This window comes from Pseudomonas sp. Xaverov 83, from assembly GCF_019352905.1.
Classification (GTDB): domain Bacteria; phylum Pseudomonadota; class Gammaproteobacteria; order Pseudomonadales; family Pseudomonadaceae; genus Aquipseudomonas; species Aquipseudomonas yamanorum.
On record NZ_JAAAFU010000012.1, the window covers coordinates 13052 to 31510 of the forward strand.

Genomic DNA, 18459 nt, shown 5'->3' on the forward strand with positions numbered 1-18459 from the left:
ATCCTCCAGTGAACAATAATTACAGGGTCAGGAAGCCGGAGTAGAGGCCATAGCCCGCCACGAAGGCGCCTATGACGACTGCGGCGAAAATCAGCTTCTCGACGTTGGTGAAAATCGGTTTGCCCAGTTCATGCTTGGCCATGGCGAACAGGATCACGCCAGGGGCGTAGAGCAGGGCGGACAGCAACAGGTACTTAGTGCCACCGGCGTACAGCAGCCAGACCGCGTAGATCAACGCGATGGCGCCGATCAGCAGGTCTTTGCGGCGTTCGCCCGGGGCGCTTTCATAGGTTTCACCGCGCACCGCCAGCAGCAGCGCATAGGCCGCCGACCACAGGTAAGGCACCAGGATCATCGAGGTGGCGAGGTAGATCAGCGACAGGTATGTACTGGCGGAAAACAGCGTGATCACCAGGAAGATCTGCACCATGGCGTTGGTCAGCCACAGGGCGTTGGCCGGCACGTGGTTGGCGTTTTCCTTACGCAGGAATTCCGGCATGGTGTGGTCCTTGGCCGCGGCGAACATGATCTCCGCACACAGCAGCACCCACGACAACAGCGCCCCCAGCAAGGAAATGATCAAGCCGACGCTGATCAACACCGCGCCCCAGTGACCCACCACATGCTCCAGCACGGCGGCCATCGAAGGGTTCTGCAGCTTGGCCAGTTCCGGTTGGGTCATGATCCCCAGGGACAGCACGTTCACCAGCATCAGGAACAGCAGCACGGTGATAAAACCGATCACGGTGGCCTTACCGACGTCGGAGCGTTTTTCGGCGCGGGACGAGAAGATGCTCGCGCCTTCAATGCCGATGAACACCCAGACGGTGACCAGCATCATGTTGCGCACCTGGTTCATCACGCTGCCCAGGTCCGGGTTTTTCACGCCCCAGATGTCAGCGGTGAAGATGTCCAGCTTGAACGCGAAGAGCGCGATCAACACGAACAGCACCAGCGGCACGACCTTCGCGACGGTGGTCACCAGGTTGATGAACGCGGCTTCCTTGATCCCGCGCAGTACCAAAAAATGCACGGCCCACAGCAGCACCGACGCGCCGATCACCGCCGCCGGGGTGTTGCCTTCGCCGAAGATCGGAAAGAAGTAACCGAGGGTGCTGAACAGCAGCACGAAGTAGCCGACGTTGCCCAGCCAGGCGCTGATCCAGTAACCCCAGGCGGATGAGAAACCCATGTAGTCGCCAAACCCGGCCTTGGCGTAGGCGTAGACCCCGCCGTCGAGGTTGGGCTTGCGATTGGCCAGGGTCTGAAACACGAAGGCCAGGGTCAACATGCCCACGGCGGTAATCACCCAACCGATCAATACCGCGCCGACATCGGCGCTGGCCGCCATGTTTTGCGGCAGTGAGAAGATCCCGCCACCAATCATTGATCCCACGACAAGTGCAACCAGTGCGCCTAATCGAAGTTTTCCGGGAGAATCAGACATCGCATGACTCCAATGCAGGAGAAGAGAGACCACAGAATAAATCCGTGCGCTAATCAAACAGCTGACTCAGATCACTTCATTGGCACATTCCATTGTGAATTAATGACTTATGATGAAAGGTCCGGGCGCTCAAGCGCCACGCAGAGGCTCGTCGTAGAGCGTTTCTACGTTTCAAACAGCAGGTGTTCTCATTGGTGTGGACGTTTGAAGCTAGTTCGTTTTTTCAGATATGCAAACTTTTTGGAAAGGGCTTGTGCAACGCCTCACCGTCTGGAAAGTTCAATCATTATTTAAATTATAAATTTGCCAGAAGGTTGTTTGTTGTCATGCCTTTAAGTTATGAGGCGTTAGGGTTTATTAGCTATATCTAATAAACGCTGCTCACGTTAGATAAATTAGTTGAGTGCACGCTTGTTGCCTCAACAGCTGTTTCTTTATTCAGGAATATCCATGTCCCAAGCGTCAGAAAAGCTTCGCCTCAACGCCTTGATCGCCCTGGTGGTGGGTTCGATGATCGGCGGCGGGATCTTCTCGTTGCCCCAGAACATGGCAGCGCGGGCTGAAGTGGGCGCGGTGTTGATCGGCTGGGGCATTACCGCTGTTGGCATGTTGACCCTGGCCTTCGTGTTTCAAACCCTGGCCAACCGCAAGCCTGAGCTGGATTCCGGCGTCTACGCCTACGCCAAGGCCGGATTTGGCGACTACATGGGGTTCTCGTCCGCGTGGGGCTACTGGATCAGTGCCTGGATGGGCAACGTCGGTTACTTCGTGTTGCTATTCAGTACCCTCGGCTACTTCTTCCCGGTGTTCGGCCAGGGCAATACCCCGGTGGCGATCGGCTGTGCGTCAGTATTGCTGTGGGCTGTGCATTTTCTGGTGATGCGCGGGATCAAGGAGGCGGCGTTCATCAACCAGATCACCACCGTGGCCAAGATCGTGCCGCTGGTGATGTTTATCGTGATCGCTGCGGTGGCATTCAAGGCCGACATCTTTACCCGGGATATCTGGGGCCTGAGCAACCCTAAGTTCGGCGGCGTGGTGGACCAGGTGCGCAACATGATGCTGGTCACGGTATTTGTGTTTATCGGCATCGAGGGCGCCAGCGTCTACTCGGCTCGGGCCGAGAAACGCTCGGACGTGGGCCGGGCCACGGTGATCGGTTTTCTGGGGGTGTTGGCGCTGCTGGTGTTGGTCAACCTGCTGTCGCTCGGGATCATGAGCCAGCCGGAACTGGCCAACCTGCAAAACCCGTCCCTGGCCGGGGTGCTGGAACATATCGTCGGCCCCTGGGGCGCGCTGTTGATCAGCATCGGGCTGGCGGTTTCGCTGCTGGGGGCGTTGTTGTCGTGGGCGTTGCTCTGCGCCGAAATTCTCTATGCCACCGCCCATGACAAGACCATGCCCGCGTTCCTGAAAAAGGAAAACGTCAATCAGGTGCCGGTCAATGCATTGTGGCTGACCAATGTGATGATCCAGCTGTTCCTGGTGATCACGCTGTTTTCGGAAAGTACCTACACCACCCTGATCTATCTGGCGTCGTCGATGATTTTGGTGCCCTACCTGTGGTCGGCGGCGTATGCGGTGCTGTTGAGCGGGCGCGGTGAAACCTACGAAGGTGCCCATGGCGAACGCATGAAGGACTTGCTGGTGAGCCTTATCGCCCTGGCTTACGCAGTGTGGCTGCTTTACGCCGGAGGCTTGAAGTACCTGCTGCTGTCGGCGTTGCTGTACGCGCCGGGGGTGATCCTGTTTGCCCTGGCCAAGCGTGAGCAGGGCCAGCCCTTGTTTACCCACCTGGAAAAAGGCATTTTCGCCTGCGTGATCGCCGGGGCGAGCCTGGCGGCGTATGGGTTGTACAGCGGGGTGTTGTCGTTGTGAGGATGCAGCTGGCGTATCAGGCGCCGTATGACTGGGCGGCAATGTTGGGCTTCTTGTCGGCGCGGGCGATCAGCGGGCTGGAGACGGTGGATGGCGGCGTGTACTCGCGCAGTATCACTGTCGACGGTCAGCAGGGTTGGCTCAGTGTGTCGCCGGGGGCCGGGGATTGGCTTGAGGTAACGGTGAACTTCCCCAACCCGTCTGCGTTGCCGGAAATTGAGCGGCGGTTGCGGGACATGTTTGACCTGTCGGCTGACCCGACGCTGATCAACCGGCATCTGGCGACTGATCCTTTGATGGCCAGGTTGGTTGCGGCGCGTCCCGGCCTGCGGGTGCCGGGAACCTGGGATGGGCTGGAGTTGGCGATCCGTGCGGTGTTGGGCCAGCAGATTACTGTGGTTGCCGCGATCAAGCTGGCGGGCAAGCTGGTGGCGCAGTACGGCACGCCGCTGGTGACGCCCCATGCCGGTGTGACCCACGTGTTTCCTTCCGCCGAGGTGCTGGCAGCAGCAGATTTGGCGACCCTCGGCATGCCGAAAAGTCGCGGGCGCACCTTGTCGGGTGTGGCCCAGGCCTTACTGGATGACCCGCAGGTATTCCAGCCGAAGGCGAGCCTGAAGGAGGGTGTGGCGCGGTTGGTGGCATTACCGGGGATTGGAGACTGGACGGCACAGTACATCGCCATGCGCCAGATGCGCGAGCAGGATGCGTTTGCCTCGGGGGATATCGGCTTGATCAATGCGTTGGTGGCGCTGGAAGGCGGGCCGGTGAGCCCACGCCAGTTGCTGGCGCGGGCTGAGGCCTGGCGACCGCTTAGAGCCTATGCGGCGCAGCATTTGTGGACATCACTGAGCCGCGCGGATTGACGGTGACTGCAAGGGCCTCATCGCGGGCAAGCCCGGCTCCCACAGGAGATCCGAGTCAGCTCAGGCAACTCGATCAACTGTGGGAGCCGGGCTTGCCCGCGATAGCGATTTTCAAGTCACCACTTCGCCCGATGTGAACCCAGTTCACCTGCTGGCAAATCCCACTGCAACGGTGTTCCGCTGATGGTCACCGGGGGCAGCAACCGGTGGGCCGGGCCCCAGGCTGTTTGCTCCACCACCAAGCCTTGATCGCCCGGCTCTTCGGCCCGCAGCGGTAGTTGTTCCGGGACTTGTCCTGCGTCCACCAACAGTTTTGCCGTGCGCGCGAGGGACAGCAGCGCCGAACCGCCGCGTCCGGATTTCAATCGTTCGCTCAAGGCCTGGATTGCACTGGCCGCCATCAAATACCCGGTGGCGTGATCCAGCGCCTGCAACGGCAGCGGCACCGGCTTGTCCGAGTTTTTCCACTGCCTGCCGGCCTCGGCAATCCCGGTACTCATCTGCACCAGGCTGTCGAACCCTCGGCGATTGCGCCATGGGCCGCTCCAGCCATAGGCATTGAGGCTGGCGTCGATCAGGCCGGGGGCGATGGCTTGCAACGCGGCCTCACCGTAGCCCAACTGCTCCAGGGCATCGGCGCGGTAGCCGTGCAGCAGAATGTCGGTGTCCTTCAGCAGGTTTTCGAAAGTCTGGCGGTCGTCGGCGTTCTTCAGGTCCAGGCGGGCGCAGCGTTTGCCCAGGGTCATTTCCGGTACGACGCCGGGTTCGTTCCAGTCCGGTGAGTCGATGCGCAGTACATCGGCGCCAAGGCCTGCAAGAAAGCGACTGGCAGTGGGGCCGGCCAATACGCGCGTCAGGTCCAGCACCTTGATCCCCGCCATCGGCCTTGCCACCGAGCCCAGCCAGGGTTGGTCGCTGAGGGTTGCAAAGGTCTGGCGATGGACCAGCGGTTCCTGATTGACCGCCAAACCTTGTGGATGCACCTGCCAGTCTTGCCACGAGCGCATCTGCGCCGCACAGCCGTTGGCTTCGACAATCGCCTGTTCCAGTTCGGCGGCGTTCCATTGGGCGACCTTCGCGGCCATCGCATCTCGGTCAGCGACCTGCCCGAGTACGCGTTCAGCGGCGGCACGATGGTGTGGCGCATTGGTGTGCAGGCGAATCCAGCCGTCGGCGCAGGCGTAGTCGCCGGCAATCGGGTCCCACAGCGGCGGGGTGGTCCAGCCATCGGGACGCAGGGACGAGGAGAACCAGAATGAGGCGAGGCGCCGGTCCACGGTCACCGAGGGCAGGCGCCCGGTTTGCTGTAGCAGCAACTGGGCAACTGCCTGGCCTGCAACACCGATGCTGGCGCTGGCCAGTTCGGTGACGGCAAAGGTCGAGGGCAGGGCGCCGGCTTCGGTAAAGGCCAGCGGGGTGACGGGTAAATCGAGTGCTTCCTGGATGGGGGTGAGCAGATCAGTCATCAAAGGCCCTCCTAATGAGAAGGACCATCATAGAAGATCATCAGGGTTGAATGACAACCCCGGGCTCCAGTGGCAAATCCACACTGGCGATAAAACCGCCGTCAGGATGATTGGCCAGGATCAGGCTGCCGCCATGACGTTCTGCGGCGCGCCGCGCGATGGCCAGGCCCAGGCCGTGGCCCTGGGCGGTTTGCCCCGGGGCGCGGTAAAACGGCTCGCCCAGTTGCTTCAGGTGTTCGGCGTCCACGCCGGGGCCGTGGTCGCGCACGCTGATCACAATGCGGTCGCCCTGGCGTCTGGCGTCCATTTCAATCGGTTGGCCTGGCGGGTTGAAGCGCTGGGCGTTGCGCAGCAGGTTGTCCACGGCGCGTTCAATCATGGTCGGCCAGCCCTTGAGTTGCAGCCCGGCCTCGGCATCGAGCTGCACGGGTTGGTCCGGTGCGCCGAGCAAGGCGTCTTTTTGCAGGGTCCTGAGCAACGGGTTGAGGTCGATGTCTTCGGCGCTGGCGTTGTCGGCATCCACCCGGGCGAGTACCAGGATTTCACTGATCAGCGCTTCAAGGCGGTCGCATTCGCGGGTCAGGCGTGGCCAGAGTTTCTCCCGTGCCTCGGGGGTGGCGCGTTCTGCCAGGGCCAGGGCGATCCGCAGCCGGGCCAGGGGCGAGCGCAGTTCGTGGGACACGTCACGCAGCAATTGGCGCTGGCTGCCAATCAGGCTTTGCAGGCGGGCGCCCATGCGGTTGAAGTCGGTGGCCAGTACGCCGAATTCGTCGCGACGGTTGGCCAGCCGCGCCAGGCTGTTCTGCTGGTAGGTGGTCTGGCCCAGGTCGTGCACTGCGCCGCGCAGGCGGCTGAGGGGGCGGGTGATGGACAGCGTCACCAGCAAACTGAACAGGGTCAGCACCACCAACGCGATCGCCAGGGCACTCAATGGCCAGAGCAGGCTGTTGCGGTGCCAGGCGTCCAGTTCCGGGTGGGGAATGCGGTAGATCAGCAGGTAAGTGTCGCCGGTTTTTTCACTGGTGTACTCGGCGGTCAGGCGCCGCCAGGGCAGATGGCGGTCCTGACTGTCTTTTTGTCGGGCTTCGAGGGCGGCGGCGCGGCGCGGAAAGGTACCGAGCACTACGGGCTCGCCGCTTTCGTTAAGCACTTGTACGTCGATGTGGTACTGGCGCTTGCGCTGCTGCAGCAATTCCTGGGCGGCGTCCTCGCCTTGGGCCTCATAGAGCTGCGTCCATTCCTGCGCGAGGTTATTGAGCCCGGGGTGGCGGCTGAGAATCCAGGCGTCCTGGTTGAGCATATGCCCAAGCAGGATCGACAGCCCGGCAACCAGGGCGATGGCCAGCCAGAAGCTGGCTAGGACGCGCCAGAACAATGAACGCACAAGAAACCCTCAAACAGGAAAAGCCCAGCGGCGGTGGCCACTGGGCTGGGAGTGAAGCTAGATCATTATTGCGCTTTTTGCGGCTGTTGGGCTTTCCAGGCCTGGAATTCCTTCCACTCGGCGCGGCGTTCGGCTTGTTTCTTCACGATCTCGTCGAATTTCTTCTGTTGATCGGGTTTCAGCACGGCACGGATGTCGGTCTGGGTTTTCTGCTTGGCGGCCGCCATTTCGTCTTTCATGGCTTGCTTGTCAGCGGCTGGCAGTTTGTCCAGGTACTTGCGCACCAGCTCTTTGCGAGCGTGCCACTGTTGGCCCATCAACTTGCCGATCTGCTGGCGCTGTTCAGGGCTCAGGTCCAGCTGGCTGAAAGGGCCACCTTTGCCCCGCATGCCGTGTTCGCCGCCGTGGCCTGGGCCACCCATCATGTGGCCTTCAGGACCGCCCATCGGGCCTGGGCCTTCAGGTGCTGCGGCCATGGCAACGGTTGGCAGGGCAGCAGCGAACATCAAAGCGATAAGGGTCTTGCGCATGGTGATTCTCCTGTCTCTATTCCGGTGAGTCCGGATGTGAGTAGATTACGGAGAACAAGGTCAGCGGCAGTCAGGGGACGGTAAAGCTTGGGTAAAGAGGAATTTGGGCGGGGCTGACAAAACTATCCCGGCAGGGGAGATCATGTGTGGGAGCTGTCGAGCTTTGGCGAGGCTGCGATGCAGGCACCGCGGTCTATCCGTTGCACCGGGGTGATGCCATCGCAGCCTCGCCAAGGCTCGACAGCTCCCACAGGGGACAGGTGTTGTGCTTAGAGGCTGTAGTAGTAGCCGCGGCTACGCAGCGCCACGATCCGTGGTCGGCCATCCGGGTGCGGGCCGATCTTCTTGCGCAGGTTGCTGACGTGCATGTCCAGGCTGCGGTCATACAAGGTCAGCTTGCGACCCAGGGCGATTTGCGCCAGTTCCTGCTTGTCCAGCGGCTCGCCCGGCTGGCGCAGCAAGGCTTCCAGCAGACGGCTTTCGGAAACGGTCAGGGCAAATTCCTGTTCATCGATAGTAACCACGCCACGCACCGGGCTGAAGCACAGGTCACCCAGCTCCAGCTGGGTGGACACGGCAGCCGGGTGACTGCGGCGCAGCACGGCGCGCAGGCGGGCGGTCAGTTCGCGAGGGTCGCAGGGCTTGGCCAGGTAATCGTCGGCGCCCAGCTCCAGGCCGAGGATCCGGTCCAGCGGTTCGCCGCGAGCCGAGAGCATCAGCACCGGCAGCTCCGGGTGGTCGTTGCGCAATTGCTTGAGCAGCTCCAGGCCGCTGCCGTCGGGCAGCATCACGTCGAGCACCACGGCCGCCGGGGCGGCTTCGGCCAAAGCCTTGCGGGCGCTCAAGCCGTCATGGCAGGCGCGCACCTGGAAACCTTCCTGGCTCAACCAACTGGTCAGCAGCTCACAGAGCTCCTGGTCATCATCTATCAGTAACAGCTCGCTCATGACTCACTCAATTTAGCCATTGTCGACGGCGCCGGTGCCCGCCACTGGCGAAGATCCCGCACAGCAGGGCGATCAGCGCGACTGCTCCACCGGTCACGAACCATTGCTGTTGCTCGGTAAGCCAGCGTGGCAAGGCACTGCCCTGTGCTTCTTTGAGTTGCTGGACCAGGCGTTGGTTCTCCTGGCGCAGTTTACTCAGTTGGGTACTTTCCCGCGTGGCGTCAGCACTTTGCAATTGCTTGCTCAGTTCATCCCGCTGCCGTTCGCTTTCTTTCAAACGTTGCTGCAAATCGGTGATCTGACTGCCGGCACTCAAGGACAGGGGCGTGGAACTGCCGGTGTTCGAGGTTTCTTCAGCGTGGGCCGTAGCCCCGATCATTAACACTGCCAACAGACACAACTGACGTAAGCGCATCGGAACTCCTGATTCCACACGAATATTCAGAACGTTGTCGGCAGGTTACCGGGAATAATGAGCGTTTAGGAGTGCGCTGAAGCCAATTGGTTCAGCGCACAACGAATCAAGGCAGGACTTGCTTGAACGGCTTGACCAGGACATGGGCATACACGCCGGCCGCGACATACGGATCAGCGTCGGCCCAGGCTTGTGCCGCCGCCAGGGAGGCGAACTCGGCGACGATCAGGCTACCGGTGAAACCGGCGTCTCCCGGGTCATTGCTGTCGACTGCCGGGTGCGGGCCGGCGAGCACGATACGGCCTTCGGCTTGCAGCTGTTTCAGGCGCTCGACGTGGGCCGGGCGCACGCCCAGGCGTTTTTCCAGCGAGTCGGCAACGTCGGTGGCAATGATGGCGTAGAGCATGTCAGTCCTCGGTTTTCGGCGTGGTAGGGTCGGTGTCATGCAGGTGGCGCGACAGGTAGATACCCTGGCCGACCAGGAACAGCACGGTCATGCCCAGGCTGCCGAACACCTTGAAGTCCACCCAGTAGCTCTGGAAGGTGAAGGCGACGAACAGGTTGGCGGCGCCGCAGAACAGGAAAAACACGATCCAGGCGATGTTCAGGCGCACCCAGATCGGGTCCGGCAAGCTCAGCGCGTGACCCATGATCCGCTTGATCAGCAAGCGGTCACCGATGAAGTGGCTGCCGATAAAGGCCAGGGCGAACAGCCAGTTGACCACCGGGGCTTTCCATTTAAGGAAGGTTTCGCTGTGGAAGGCCAGGGTCAGGCTACCGAAGACGAGGCAGGCGATCAGGGTCAGCCATTGGCTTTTTTCCAGCTTGCGCTGGGAGATGAAGAGCGCGCCGTAGACCACCACGGAGCTGATGATCAGCACCGCCGTGGCACTGTAGATGCCACCGACTGTCAGCTCGTGGCCGGCAAGATCGATGACGCGAGGGTCGGTTTTGTAAACGATGAAAAACAGCAACAGCGGGATGAAGTCGATGAATTGTTTCACAGTAAGAGCCAGAAGCTGGATGTGGCGGCATAATAACAAACATCCTTGGTAGCGAAAGCGCCAGCTGACTTGAGGTTACACACTCCCGTGAATGTTGATTTGCACTGCCATAGCACAGCCTCCGACGGCGCCCTGGCGCCCGCGGTCCTGGTTGCGCGTGCGTTTGAAAAAGGCGTGCGAGTCCTGTCGTTGACCGACCACGACACCCTCGAAGGCCTGGCAGAGGCCCGTGATGCGGCGAATGCGTTGGGCATGCAACTGGTCAACGGGGTTGAATTGTCCTGCACCTGGGGCGGCGCGACGATTCATGTATTGGGCTACGGTTTTGACGTAAACGCACCGCCGCTGGTGGAGGCCATCGCCAAATTGCACGATGGCCGCTGGCTGCGGTCCGAAGAAATAAGCCGCAAGCTGGCCCTCAAGGGCATGCCCAACGGCCTGGAAGGCGCCCGCGCCATCCAGCAGGAACTGGGCGACAGCGGTAACGCCCCGGCCCGTCCGCACTTTGCCGACTGGATGGTGCGTGAAGGTTTTGTAAAGGATCGTGCCGAAGCGTTCCGCAAATGGCTGGGTGCCGGCAAGCTGGGGGACGTCAAGCAACACTGGCCCACCCTGGAAGACACCGTCGGCACATTGCGGGCAGCAGGTGCCTGGGTCAGCCTGGCGCATCCATGGCATTACGATTTCACCCGCAGCAAGCGCCGCAAGCTGATTGGCGACTATATTGGAGCGGGCGGCCACGCAATCGAAGTGGTCAACGGGCATCAACCCGCCGAGCAGGTAGGCAGCCTGGCGATTCTTGCCCGCGAATTTGGTCTGCTGGTCAGCGCCGGCAGTGATTTTCATGGCCCTGGCGGCTGGTCCGAGATTGGCGAGTACCGCGCCGTCCCGGAAGATTTGCCGCCCCTTTGGTGTCGCTTCAAACATGACCCCATTATTGCCACCGTCTGAACAGGTAGAACACGTGAGTCAATTCTTCCAGATTCATCCGGAAAACCCCCAGGCGCGCCTGATCAAACAGGCCGTGGAGATCATCCGTGCCGGTGGCGTGGTGATCTACCCCACGGATTCCTCCTACGCTATCGGTTGCCAGATCGGTGACAAGAATGCAGTCGAGCGAGTAAGACGCCTGCGTGACCTGGACAAGAACCACAACTTCGCACTGATTTGCAGCGACCTGTCTCAGCTGGGGCTGTTCGCCAAGGTCGACACCGGCACCTTCCGCCTGCTCAAGGCCCACACGCCGGGGCCCTACACGTTCATCCTCAACGCCACCCGCGAAGTGCCGCGCCTGCTGCTGCACCCGAAGAAGCGCACCATCGGCCTGCGGGTGCCGGAACACCCGATCGCCCTGGCGCTGCTGGCCGAACTCGGTGAGCCGTTGATGAGCGTGTCGCTGATCCTGCCGGGTGAAGAAGAGCCGTTGTACGACCCTTATGAAATGCGCCGGTTGCTGGAAAAACACGTCGACCTGATCATCGACGGCGGCTACGGCGGCAACAAGGCCTCCACCGTGATCAACCTGGCCGACGGCGAGCCGGAAGTGGTGCGCGTGGGTTGTGGCGACCCGGCACCGTTCATGGTCGAGGCCTGAATGTCGGCCGTGGAATCCGTCGACAGCCAGGCGGGCGCCCAGCAGGAACTGCCATTTGCCATGGTCTACGGCCAGGCCGTCATGGAAATGCCGCTGGACCTGTACATCCCGCCGGACGCCTTGGAAGTCTTCCTCGAAGCCTTCGAAGGCCCGCTGGACTTGCTGCTGTACCTGATCCGCAAGCAGAACATCAACATCCTCGACATCCCGGTGGCGGAAATCACCCGCCAGTACATGGGCTATGTCGAGTTGATGCAGACCGTGCGCCTGGAACTGGCTGCCGAGTACCTGGTGATGGCCGCGATGCTCGCGGAGATCAAGTCACGCATGCTGCTGCCGCGTTCGGAAAGCATCGAAGCGGAAGAGGATGACCCGCGCGCCGAACTGATCCGTCGCCTGCAGGAGTACGAACGCTTCAAGGCCGCTGCCGAAGGCATCGACGGCCTGAGCCGGGTGGGCCGCGATGTGGTGGTGCCCAAGCTCGACGCCCCGGAAGCCCGGGCTCGCAAGCTGCTGCCGGACGTAAGCCTGGAAGAATTGCTGATGTCCATGGCCGAAGTACTGCGCCGTGGCGATATGTTTGAAAGCCACCAGGTCAGCCGCGAGGCACTGTCCACCCGCGAGCGCATGAGTGATGTGCTGGAACGCCTCAAGGGCGGCGGGTTTGTGCCTTTTGTCGAACTGTTTACCAAAGAAGAAGGGCGCCTGGGGGTAGTCGTGACCTTCATGGCAATCCTCGAATTGGTCAAGGAATCCTTGGTCGAGCTGGTCCAGAATGAGCCTTTTGCGGCTATCCACGTGCGGGCGCGAGCCGAATAAAGAGCTGAATCGATGAATCTGACTGAACCCCGCGAACTGGCCCCGCTGCTGGAGGCCTTTCTCCTGGCCTCGGGCAAGCCTCAATCCCTGGAACGCCTGTTCGAACTGTTTGAAGAAGCCGAACGACCTGAGCCGCCGGTGTTCAAGAAAGCGTTGGAGATTCTGCGCAAGTCCTGCGATGGCCGTGCCTTTGAACTGCGGGAGGTGGCTTCCGGTTATCGCCTGCAAATCCGCGAGAAGTTCTCGCCGTGGGTGGGCCGCCTCTGGGAAGAACGCCCGCAACGTTATTCCCGGGCGATGCTGGAAACCATGGCGCTGATCGCCTATCGCCAGCCGATCACTCGGGGCGAGATCGAGGACGTGCGGGGCGTGGCGGTTAACAGCCATATCGTCAAGACGCTGCTGGAGCGGGAGTGGATTCGGATCGTTGGTTATCGGGATGTGCCCGGCAAGCCGGCGATGTTTGCTACCACCAAGGTGTTCCTCGACCACTTCAACCTGAAAAACCTCGACGACTTGCCGCCGCTGGCCGAGCTGCGGGAGATGGAGCCGGACCCGGTCCTGGATTTCGACGACGCCCCGGTGCCGGCCAGTTTGCAGGAGCTGGCCGACGCCAGCGCCGAGCCGGAAGAGCCGAAGGACGAAACCAGTTTCCATACGCTGTTGCTAGAACTGGACGACATGGAGCAGGGCATCAAGACTGACTTCGACGACTTGCTGCGTGATGGCGCGGTGGGTGAGGGTGAGCCGGAGCAAGAGCCAGCACCGCAACTGAACGTTGAGGGCGACCTGCCAGTCGAAGTTGAACCTGAGCCGGAACCCGAGCCCGAAGAAGACATCCTCGGCGTCGCTGAAGCCCGTGCCAAACTCCTGGCCGCCGTAGCTGCGCTTGAACAACCGCCGCTGAGCGACGAAGAAGACGAAGCCCGCGCCCTGGCCGAAGCCATCGAAAACGAACGCCGCCAATTCGAAGACTGACGCCGCTTCAAAATGTGGGAGCTGGCTTGCCTGCGATGCAGGCGACTCGGTCTTTCTGCTACACCAAGGCGATGCCATCGCAGGCAAGCCAGCTCCCACAGAAAACCAGTGCCTGGGAGGATTTCAATGAGCTCCACCAAAGACCCCTGCATCAGCATCTGCAAATTCACCGACGACATCTGCGTGGGCTGCGGCCGCAGCAAGCGCGAGATCCGTGCCTGGAAGAAACTCGACAAGGTCGACAAGCGCACGGTACTCGCCGAAGCTGAACTGCGCCTGCTGGCGCTGGGTGCCACCGGTCGGCGGAAAGGCAAATGAACCCGCACATATCGACTAGTCTCTGATGCGCAACGCTCGCCATGAGCGTATGATTCGCGACCCTTTGGCGATGCGTTCGCCAAAAGCCCAGCTTTTACTATCTTCAGGCCCAGCCTGAATCGACACACCGGGAGGTGCTTAAGATGAGTGACCAAGACCAGAAAGACAGCCAGGAAATTGGCCCCGCAGGTGAAAAGCTGCAGAAAGTCCTCGCTCGAATCGGCGTAGGCTCGCGCCGCGACGTAGAAGCCTGGATCACCCAGAAGCGCATCAAGGTCAACGGCGTTGAGGCCACCCTTGGCCAGCGCGTCGACCTGCACGATGCCATCACCATTGATGGCAAGGTCATCAAGCGTGAAGAGGCCGCCGAATCGGTGCGCCGCGTCATCATGTACAACAAACCTGATGGCGAAATCTGCACCCGTGACGACCCGGAAGGCCGTCCAACCGTATTCGACAAGATGCCGCGCCCTAAAGAAGGCCGCTGGATCAACATCGGCCGTCTCGACATCAACACCACCGGCTTGCTGATGTTCACCACCGACGGTGAACTGGCCAACCGCCTGATGCACCCTTCCTACGAGATGGACCGTGAATACGCGGTGCGTGTACGTGGCGAAGTCGATGACGAAATGATTGAGCGTCTGAAAGCCGGCGTCGTGCTGGAAGACGGCCCGGCCAAGTTCACCGACATCAAGCAGGCTCCAGGCGGCGAAGGCTTCAACCATTGGTACCACTGCGTGGTGATGGAAGGCCGTAACCGTGAAGTACGTCGCCTGTGGGAATCCCAGGGCCTGGTGGTCAGCCGCCTGAAGCGCGTGCGTTTCGGCCCGGTGTTCCTCAACTCCGACCTGCCGATGGGCCGCTGGCGCGAAATGAGCCAGTACGAAGTCGACATCCTGAGTGCCGAAGTCGGCCTGACGCCGGTGGCCATGCCGCAGATGAACGCCAAGAGCAAAGACAAGCTCGAGCGTATGCAGCGTAAATCGTCGCGTCCGGTGGCACGCACCGACCGTGTTGCCCGCACCCTGCGCCCTGCGCTGGATGCACCGGCCACTGGCGGTCGTATCTCCCGCGAGCCGCATATCGAAGGCGAGCGTCGTCCTTCGGCACCGGCCCGTCAGGATGGCGAACGTGCGCCGCGCGCTCCGCGTCCAGCCGGTCGTGGTGGTGATGCCCCAACGGGCGGTCGCGGTAACCGGGGCGAGTCTGGCCGTGGTGCTCCGGCTGCGGGCCGTCCCGACGACAGCGCCAGCACCAAACGCCCAGCCAAGCCATCGCCGAAAAAGCGCCCGGGCTTGAAACTGGTCGATGACGCGCCATCGGGCAAGCGTCGTGGTGCACCGGCCGGTTCCGGCCAGCGTCCAGGTTTTGGTCGCAAGAAGCCGCAGTGATTCGTTAAGCGCTGCATAAAAACGCCAACCCTCGGGTTGGCGTTTTTTTTGGCCTGGATTTGGAATGCTTTCTATCAAGCAGACCTGATTTCCTGTGGGAGCTGGCTTGCCTGCGATACCGGCAACTCGGTCTATCAGCAATACCGAGGTGATGCCATCGCAGGCAAGCCAGCTCCCACAGTTGATCTCCATTGTTTTGACGGGCGGGTCAGAACATGAACGCCCCATCGAACACGGGTTTATCGTCGAGGGCCAACACGCCACTGGCGAAGATCAGGTCCAGATGATGGCTGCCTTTCTGCCCGCCACCCAAGCCCAGGTGCAGCCCGCAATGGCGCTCTTCAAAGCCGGCATTGCGCGCATACAAATCCTTCACACCTTCATTGGTGCCAATACCCAGTTCTTCCACCCGGCGATTGGACGGGTTGGCATTCAGGTATTTGTTGAAGTCATCCGCCAGCCCCGGCACTTCACTGGCCACGGTGCAGATGGTCGAGTTCTCGATCCACAATTCCAGCGGCGATTGCAGCACGCCGTATTTGCGCGCAAAGGGAATGGTGCTGAGAAAGGTGCCTACAAACCGCACCTGGCCATTGATGGCCTCGCTGTGGGTCGCGATCTCGCCGGGCGCCAGGTCGTGGTTGCCGACGCCGTTGATATTGGTCCACTTCTTGATGCTGCTCATGGGCGCTTCAAGGCGCGAGCCATGCTGGTCGGTGAAGCTCAGCACGCTGGCCTGGGACATGCGCCGGATCAACGTGGCGTTGAGGTCGGCAATCCGCTGTGGGGCGACGCTGAAGGTGTCGTAGAAATAGTCGCCGTAGTCCTTGAGCAGCAGGGATTTTTTCCAGTGCTCGGCCATCACGCCTTGCAGCGCGCGGATAAAGTCCGGGCCCTCGGCACGTGGGTTGGGCAAGGTCGAGGAGTCGTAGAGAAACATGTACAGGTCGCAGGCTTCGATGGCCTCGGCCAGCGCTTCGCTGGGGGCCTGGTCCAAGCGTTGTACCTGGAAGTCGAAACGGGCGGCGCTGCCTTGAGTGATCGAGTGGGCGATGGCGTCGTAGCGTTCGGTATGGCCGAGCAGAATAGTGGGGCGATGCAGACCGGTGAGGGCCGGGTGATGGGCGAGGTAGTAGAGAAAATGTTCGACGGCGCGGGCCTTGTCCATGACGTCCTTCCTTCAAAGCCTTCGGTAGGAGCAGTGGCAGGTGCGGCGTCCCGCACCTGCCGGGGTGCCTGATCAGATTAGAAAGGCCACATCGCGGTGCCGAACGGCACAACGGCATCGGCTTGCATCATTTCAACGGCGGCCTCATGGGTCGGCGCTTCAAACCAATCGTCGAGTTGCAGTTCGGTTTCCAGGTCGTTTTCCAGTGCTTGCATGGTGAATCTCCTAGATGACGGTGTTTGAGAACGAGCTTGCCAGCGGGCTGCACTGGGCAAGTGGATGAACCTAGAAGAGTGTGTTTGGGAATGCAAAATTTTTATTGACACGGTTTCATTTGGATTTTTTATTCTGTTTTGATGGCGATTTGGTTTATGTCGATGAAACAGACAGTTGGTTGCGTCTTTCTGAAGGAATTGTCTCGCCGTCAATTTCCCGATATCTGAAAGAATTTTCCCAATGTCCCTGCTATCCGCCGCATCGCATCCTGTCGGCCCAGACAGGTTTGGCGGTGTACAATGCGCCGCGTTTTACTGTGATCCCACTTTTTCAGGGCTATCCGCCTTGTTCATTCCGCCTGGCCACAAGCCTGTCGGGTTCGATTTCGTCACAGATAAAAACAACAGGTGACGTATGACCGTAAGAAAAAACGCTGGACCGAGGTTTGATCGGCGCTGCTGTAGCCCGTTACCAAAGCAGCACCCCTCCATGAGTACCCTCAAACCTTGCGTGAGACCCTTTCCATGAGTGAAGCCAACTCGCATTCAGGTGAACTGAAGCGCGGCCTGAAAAATCGCCATATTCAACTGATCGCCCTCGGTGGCGCGATTGGCACCGGGTTGTTCCTGGGTTCGGCTGGCGTGCTGAAATCCGCCGGGCCGTCGATGATCCTCGGTTATGCCATCTGCGGCTTTATCGCCTTCATGATCATGCGCCAACTGGGCGAGATGATCGTCGAAGAGCCGGTGGCCGGTTCCTTCAGCCACTTTGCCCACAAATACTGGGGCGGTTTCGCCGGCTTCCTGTCGGGCTGGAACTGCTGGATCCTGTACATCCTGGTGGGCATGTCGGAGCTGACGGCCGTCGGCAAGTACGTGCACTACTGGTGGCCCGAGATCCCGACCTGGGTGTCGGCGGCGGCGTTTTTTGTGCTGATCAATGTGATCAACCTGTCCAATGTCAAAGTCTTTGGCGAGGCCGAGTTCTGGTTTGCGATCATCAAAGTGGTCGCCATTGTCGGCATGATCGCCCTGGGCAGTTACCTGCTGGTGAGCGGCACCGGCGGGCCGCAGGCTTCGGTGACCAACCTGTGGGAGCACGGTGGGTTCTTTCCCCATGGTGTGGGTGGTTTGGTGATGGCCATGGCGATCATCATGTTTTCGTTTGGTGGTCTGGAGATGCTCGGGTTTACCGCAGCGGAGGCGGACCAGCCGCGTACGGTGATTCCGAAGGCGATCAATCAGGTGATCTACCGGATTCTGATTTTCTACATCGGCGCGTTGGTGGTGCTGTTGTCGTTGACGCCTTGGGACAGTCTGCTGGAGACCCTGAATGCTTCCGGTGACGCCTATAGCGGCAGTCCGTTTGTGCAGGTGTTTTCGATGTTGGGCAGTAATACGGCGGCGCACATTCTCAACTTTGTGGTGCTGACGGCGGCGTTGTCGGTCTACAACAGCGGCACTTACTGCAATAGCCGGATGTTGTTGGGGATGGCCGAGCAGGGTGACGCGCCGCGTGCATTGGCGAAGATCGACAAGCGTGGGGTGCCGGTGCGGTCGATCCTGGCTTCGGCGGCGATCACGTTGGTGGCGGTGTTGATGAATTATCTGATTCCGCAGCATGCGTTGGAATTGCTGATGTCGCTGGTGGTGGCGACCCTGGTGATTAACTGGGCGATGATCAGCTTTTCGCATTTCAAGTTTCGCCAGCACATGGATCGGACGGGGCAGGTGCCGTTGTTCAAGGCGCTTTGGTATCCGTATGGGAATTATGTTTGCCTGGCGTTTGTGGTGTTTATTCTTGGGGTGATGCTGCTGATTCCGGGGATTCAGGTGTCGGTGTATGCGATTCCGGTTTGGGTGGTGTTTATGTGGGTTTGCTACGGGATCAAGAACAGGCGCAAGGCTCGGGAGGGGGTGGCCTTGAACCGGGGTTGATCTCGAGTCGAGTACATATCCGTTGCTGCGGTAACGGCCGCTTATGGTTCCGCTCTTACAGCGGGTCACTTTTGGCAAACGCCCCAAAAGTAACCAAA

The 18459-nt window shown here is 60.6% G+C and carries 20 protein-coding genes; 10 read left to right on the top strand and 10 right to left on the bottom strand.

The genetic code is table 11. The features are described from left to right. Window positions 1-19: 19 nt before the first annotated feature. Window positions 20-1447 (bottom strand): arginine-ornithine antiporter, encoded by a 1428-nt coding sequence (gene arcD, locus K0H47_RS06220; RefSeq protein ID WP_063027657.1) that lies wholly within the window; start codon window positions 1445-1447, stop codon window positions 20-22. Between the two features lie 450 nt (window positions 1448-1897). Here arcD (K0H47_RS06220) and arcD (K0H47_RS06225) point away from each other — a divergent pair, with 450 nt between their 5' ends. Both arcD (K0H47_RS06225) and K0H47_RS06230 read left to right on the top strand, forming a co-directional pair. Beyond that, complete coding sequence (gene arcD / locus K0H47_RS06225) at window positions 1898-3325, top strand: arginine-ornithine antiporter (protein WP_063027659.1); 1428 nt, start codon at window positions 1898-1900, stop codon at window positions 3323-3325. A gap of 2 nt (window positions 3326-3327) precedes the next feature. Continuing rightward, entirely contained in the window at window positions 3328-4191 is an 864-nt protein-coding gene (locus K0H47_RS06230) for a DNA-3-methyladenine glycosylase (RefSeq protein WP_177027133.1), read from the top strand. A 116-nt stretch (window positions 4192-4307) separates the two neighbouring features. Here K0H47_RS06230 and K0H47_RS06235 read toward each other — a convergent pair whose 3' ends face one another. The 7 genes from K0H47_RS06235 to K0H47_RS06265 form a co-directional block, all read right to left on the bottom strand. Next, window positions 4308-5657, bottom strand: coding sequence for a CoA transferase (locus K0H47_RS06235; protein ID WP_177027128.1), 1350 nt, complete (start codon window positions 5655-5657; stop codon window positions 4308-4310). Between the two features lie 40 nt (window positions 5658-5697). After that, entirely contained in the window at window positions 5698-7041 is a 1344-nt protein-coding gene (locus tag K0H47_RS06240; protein ID WP_177027129.1) for a cell wall metabolism sensor histidine kinase WalK, read from the bottom strand. A 65-nt stretch (window positions 7042-7106) separates the two neighbouring features. Further along, the gene (locus tag K0H47_RS06245; RefSeq protein ID WP_063027665.1) at window positions 7107-7571 is read right to left on the bottom strand and encodes a Spy/CpxP family protein refolding chaperone; all 465 of its coding nucleotides are present in this window, start codon (window positions 7569-7571) and stop codon (window positions 7107-7109) included. 269 nt (window positions 7572-7840) lie between these two features. Beyond that, window positions 7841-8518 carry a response regulator transcription factor gene (locus K0H47_RS06250; RefSeq protein ID WP_063027667.1) on the bottom strand — a complete coding sequence of 226 codons (678 nt, stop codon included), beginning with the start codon at window positions 8516-8518 and terminating at the stop codon, window positions 7841-7843. A 7-nt stretch (window positions 8519-8525) separates the two neighbouring features. Beyond that, window positions 8526-8933: a hypothetical protein gene (locus tag K0H47_RS06255; protein WP_003220067.1), complete on the bottom strand. Its 408-nt coding sequence runs from the start codon at window positions 8931-8933 to the stop codon at window positions 8526-8528. Window positions 8934-9039: 106 nt separating this feature from the next. Continuing rightward, window positions 9040-9339, bottom strand: a complete 300-nt coding sequence (locus K0H47_RS06260) for a YciI family protein (RefSeq protein ID WP_063027669.1) — start codon at window positions 9337-9339, stop codon at window positions 9040-9042. 1 nt (window position 9340) lies between these two features. Continuing rightward, window positions 9341-9937: a septation protein A gene (locus tag K0H47_RS06265; RefSeq protein ID WP_201140177.1), complete on the bottom strand. Its 597-nt coding sequence runs from the start codon at window positions 9935-9937 to the stop codon at window positions 9341-9343. 87 nt (window positions 9938-10024) lie between these two features. Here K0H47_RS06265 and K0H47_RS06270 point away from each other — a divergent pair, with 87 nt between their 5' ends. From K0H47_RS06270 to rluB, 6 genes are all read left to right on the top strand, one after another. Then, the gene (locus tag K0H47_RS06270; RefSeq protein ID WP_017475714.1) at window positions 10025-10888 is read left to right on the top strand and encodes a PHP domain-containing protein; all 864 of its coding nucleotides are present in this window, start codon (window positions 10025-10027) and stop codon (window positions 10886-10888) included. A 13-nt stretch (window positions 10889-10901) separates the two neighbouring features. Beyond that, window positions 10902-11531: an L-threonylcarbamoyladenylate synthase gene (locus K0H47_RS06275; RefSeq protein ID WP_003220075.1), complete on the top strand. Its 630-nt coding sequence runs from the start codon at window positions 10902-10904 to the stop codon at window positions 11529-11531. A gap of 120 nt (window positions 11532-11651) precedes the next feature. After that, window positions 11652-12350, top strand: a complete 699-nt coding sequence (locus K0H47_RS06280; RefSeq protein ID WP_177027134.1) for a ScpA family protein — start codon at window positions 11652-11654, stop codon at window positions 12348-12350. A 12-nt stretch (window positions 12351-12362) separates the two neighbouring features. Continuing rightward, a complete protein-coding gene (gene scpB / locus K0H47_RS06285) occupies window positions 12363-13328 on the top strand; it encodes an SMC-Scp complex subunit ScpB (protein WP_219272201.1) in 966 nt (321 codons plus the stop codon). 126 nt (window positions 13329-13454) lie between these two features. Then, window positions 13455-13646 carry a DUF1289 domain-containing protein gene (locus K0H47_RS06290; RefSeq protein ID WP_003220079.1) on the top strand — a complete coding sequence of 64 codons (192 nt, stop codon included), beginning with the start codon at window positions 13455-13457 and terminating at the stop codon, window positions 13644-13646. A 143-nt stretch (window positions 13647-13789) separates the two neighbouring features. Further along, entirely contained in the window at window positions 13790-15040 is a 1251-nt protein-coding gene (gene rluB / locus K0H47_RS06295) for a 23S rRNA pseudouridine(2605) synthase RluB (RefSeq protein WP_017475718.1), read from the top strand. 208 nt (window positions 15041-15248) lie between these two features. Here rluB and K0H47_RS06300 read toward each other — a convergent pair whose 3' ends face one another. Both K0H47_RS06300 and K0H47_RS06305 read right to left on the bottom strand, forming a co-directional pair. Then, window positions 15249-16208, bottom strand: a complete 960-nt coding sequence (locus K0H47_RS06300) for a leucyl aminopeptidase (RefSeq protein WP_219272203.1) — start codon at window positions 16206-16208, stop codon at window positions 15249-15251. Between the two features lie 77 nt (window positions 16209-16285). Continuing rightward, window positions 16286-16423, bottom strand: a complete 138-nt coding sequence (locus K0H47_RS06305; RefSeq protein ID WP_003175756.1) for a hypothetical protein — start codon at window positions 16421-16423, stop codon at window positions 16286-16288. Between the two features lie 119 nt (window positions 16424-16542). Between K0H47_RS06305 and K0H47_RS06310 the strand changes: the two genes are divergently transcribed. Both K0H47_RS06310 and K0H47_RS06315 read left to right on the top strand, forming a co-directional pair. Continuing rightward, window positions 16543-16842, top strand: coding sequence for a hypothetical protein (locus K0H47_RS06310; protein ID WP_157721311.1), 300 nt, complete (start codon window positions 16543-16545; stop codon window positions 16840-16842). A 106-nt stretch (window positions 16843-16948) separates the two neighbouring features. Then, entirely contained in the window at window positions 16949-18361 is a 1413-nt protein-coding gene (locus tag K0H47_RS06315; protein WP_063027679.1) for an amino acid permease, read from the top strand. Window positions 18362-18459 lie beyond the last annotated feature (98 nt).

Excerpts from the sequence above, each read along its gene's own strand:
- K0H47_RS06230 (WP_177027133.1), top strand. The coding sequence starts at position 3,328 with ATGCAGCTGGCGTATCAGGCGCCGTATGACTGGGCGGCAATGTTGGGC.
- scpB (WP_219272201.1), top strand. The coding sequence starts at position 12,363 with ATGAATCTGACTGAACCCCGCGAACTGGCCCCGCTGCTGGAGGCCTTT.
- K0H47_RS06290 (WP_003220079.1), top strand. The coding sequence starts at position 13,455 with ATGAGCTCCACCAAAGACCCCTGCATCAGCATCTGCAAATTCACCGAC.
- rluB (WP_017475718.1), top strand. The coding sequence starts at position 13,790 with ATGAGTGACCAAGACCAGAAAGACAGCCAGGAAATTGGCCCCGCAGGT.
- K0H47_RS06260 (WP_063027669.1), bottom strand. The coding sequence starts at position 9,339 with ATGCTCTACGCCATCATTGCCACCGACGTTGCCGACTCGCTGGAAAAA.
- K0H47_RS06250 (WP_063027667.1), bottom strand. The coding sequence starts at position 8,518 with ATGAGCGAGCTGTTACTGATAGATGATGACCAGGAGCTCTGTGAGCTG.
- arcD (WP_063027659.1), top strand. The coding sequence starts at position 1,898 with ATGTCCCAAGCGTCAGAAAAGCTTCGCCTCAACGCCTTGATCGCCCTG.
- arcD (WP_063027657.1), bottom strand. The coding sequence starts at position 1,447 with ATGTCTGATTCTCCCGGAAAACTTCGATTAGGCGCACTGGTTGCACTT.
- K0H47_RS06315 (WP_063027679.1), top strand. The coding sequence starts at position 16,949 with ATGAGTGAAGCCAACTCGCATTCAGGTGAACTGAAGCGCGGCCTGAAA.
- K0H47_RS06245 (WP_063027665.1), bottom strand. The coding sequence starts at position 7,571 with ATGCGCAAGACCCTTATCGCTTTGATGTTCGCTGCTGCCCTGCCAACC.
- K0H47_RS06300 (WP_219272203.1), bottom strand. The coding sequence starts at position 16,208 with ATGGACAAGGCCCGCGCCGTCGAACATTTTCTCTACTACCTCGCCCAT.
- K0H47_RS06255 (WP_003220067.1), bottom strand. The coding sequence starts at position 8,933 with ATGCGCTTACGTCAGTTGTGTCTGTTGGCAGTGTTAATGATCGGGGCT.
- K0H47_RS06305 (WP_003175756.1), bottom strand. The coding sequence starts at position 16,423 with ATGCAAGCACTGGAAAACGACCTGGAAACCGAACTGCAACTCGACGAT.
- K0H47_RS06235 (WP_177027128.1), bottom strand. The coding sequence starts at position 5,657 with ATGACTGATCTGCTCACCCCCATCCAGGAAGCACTCGATTTACCCGTC.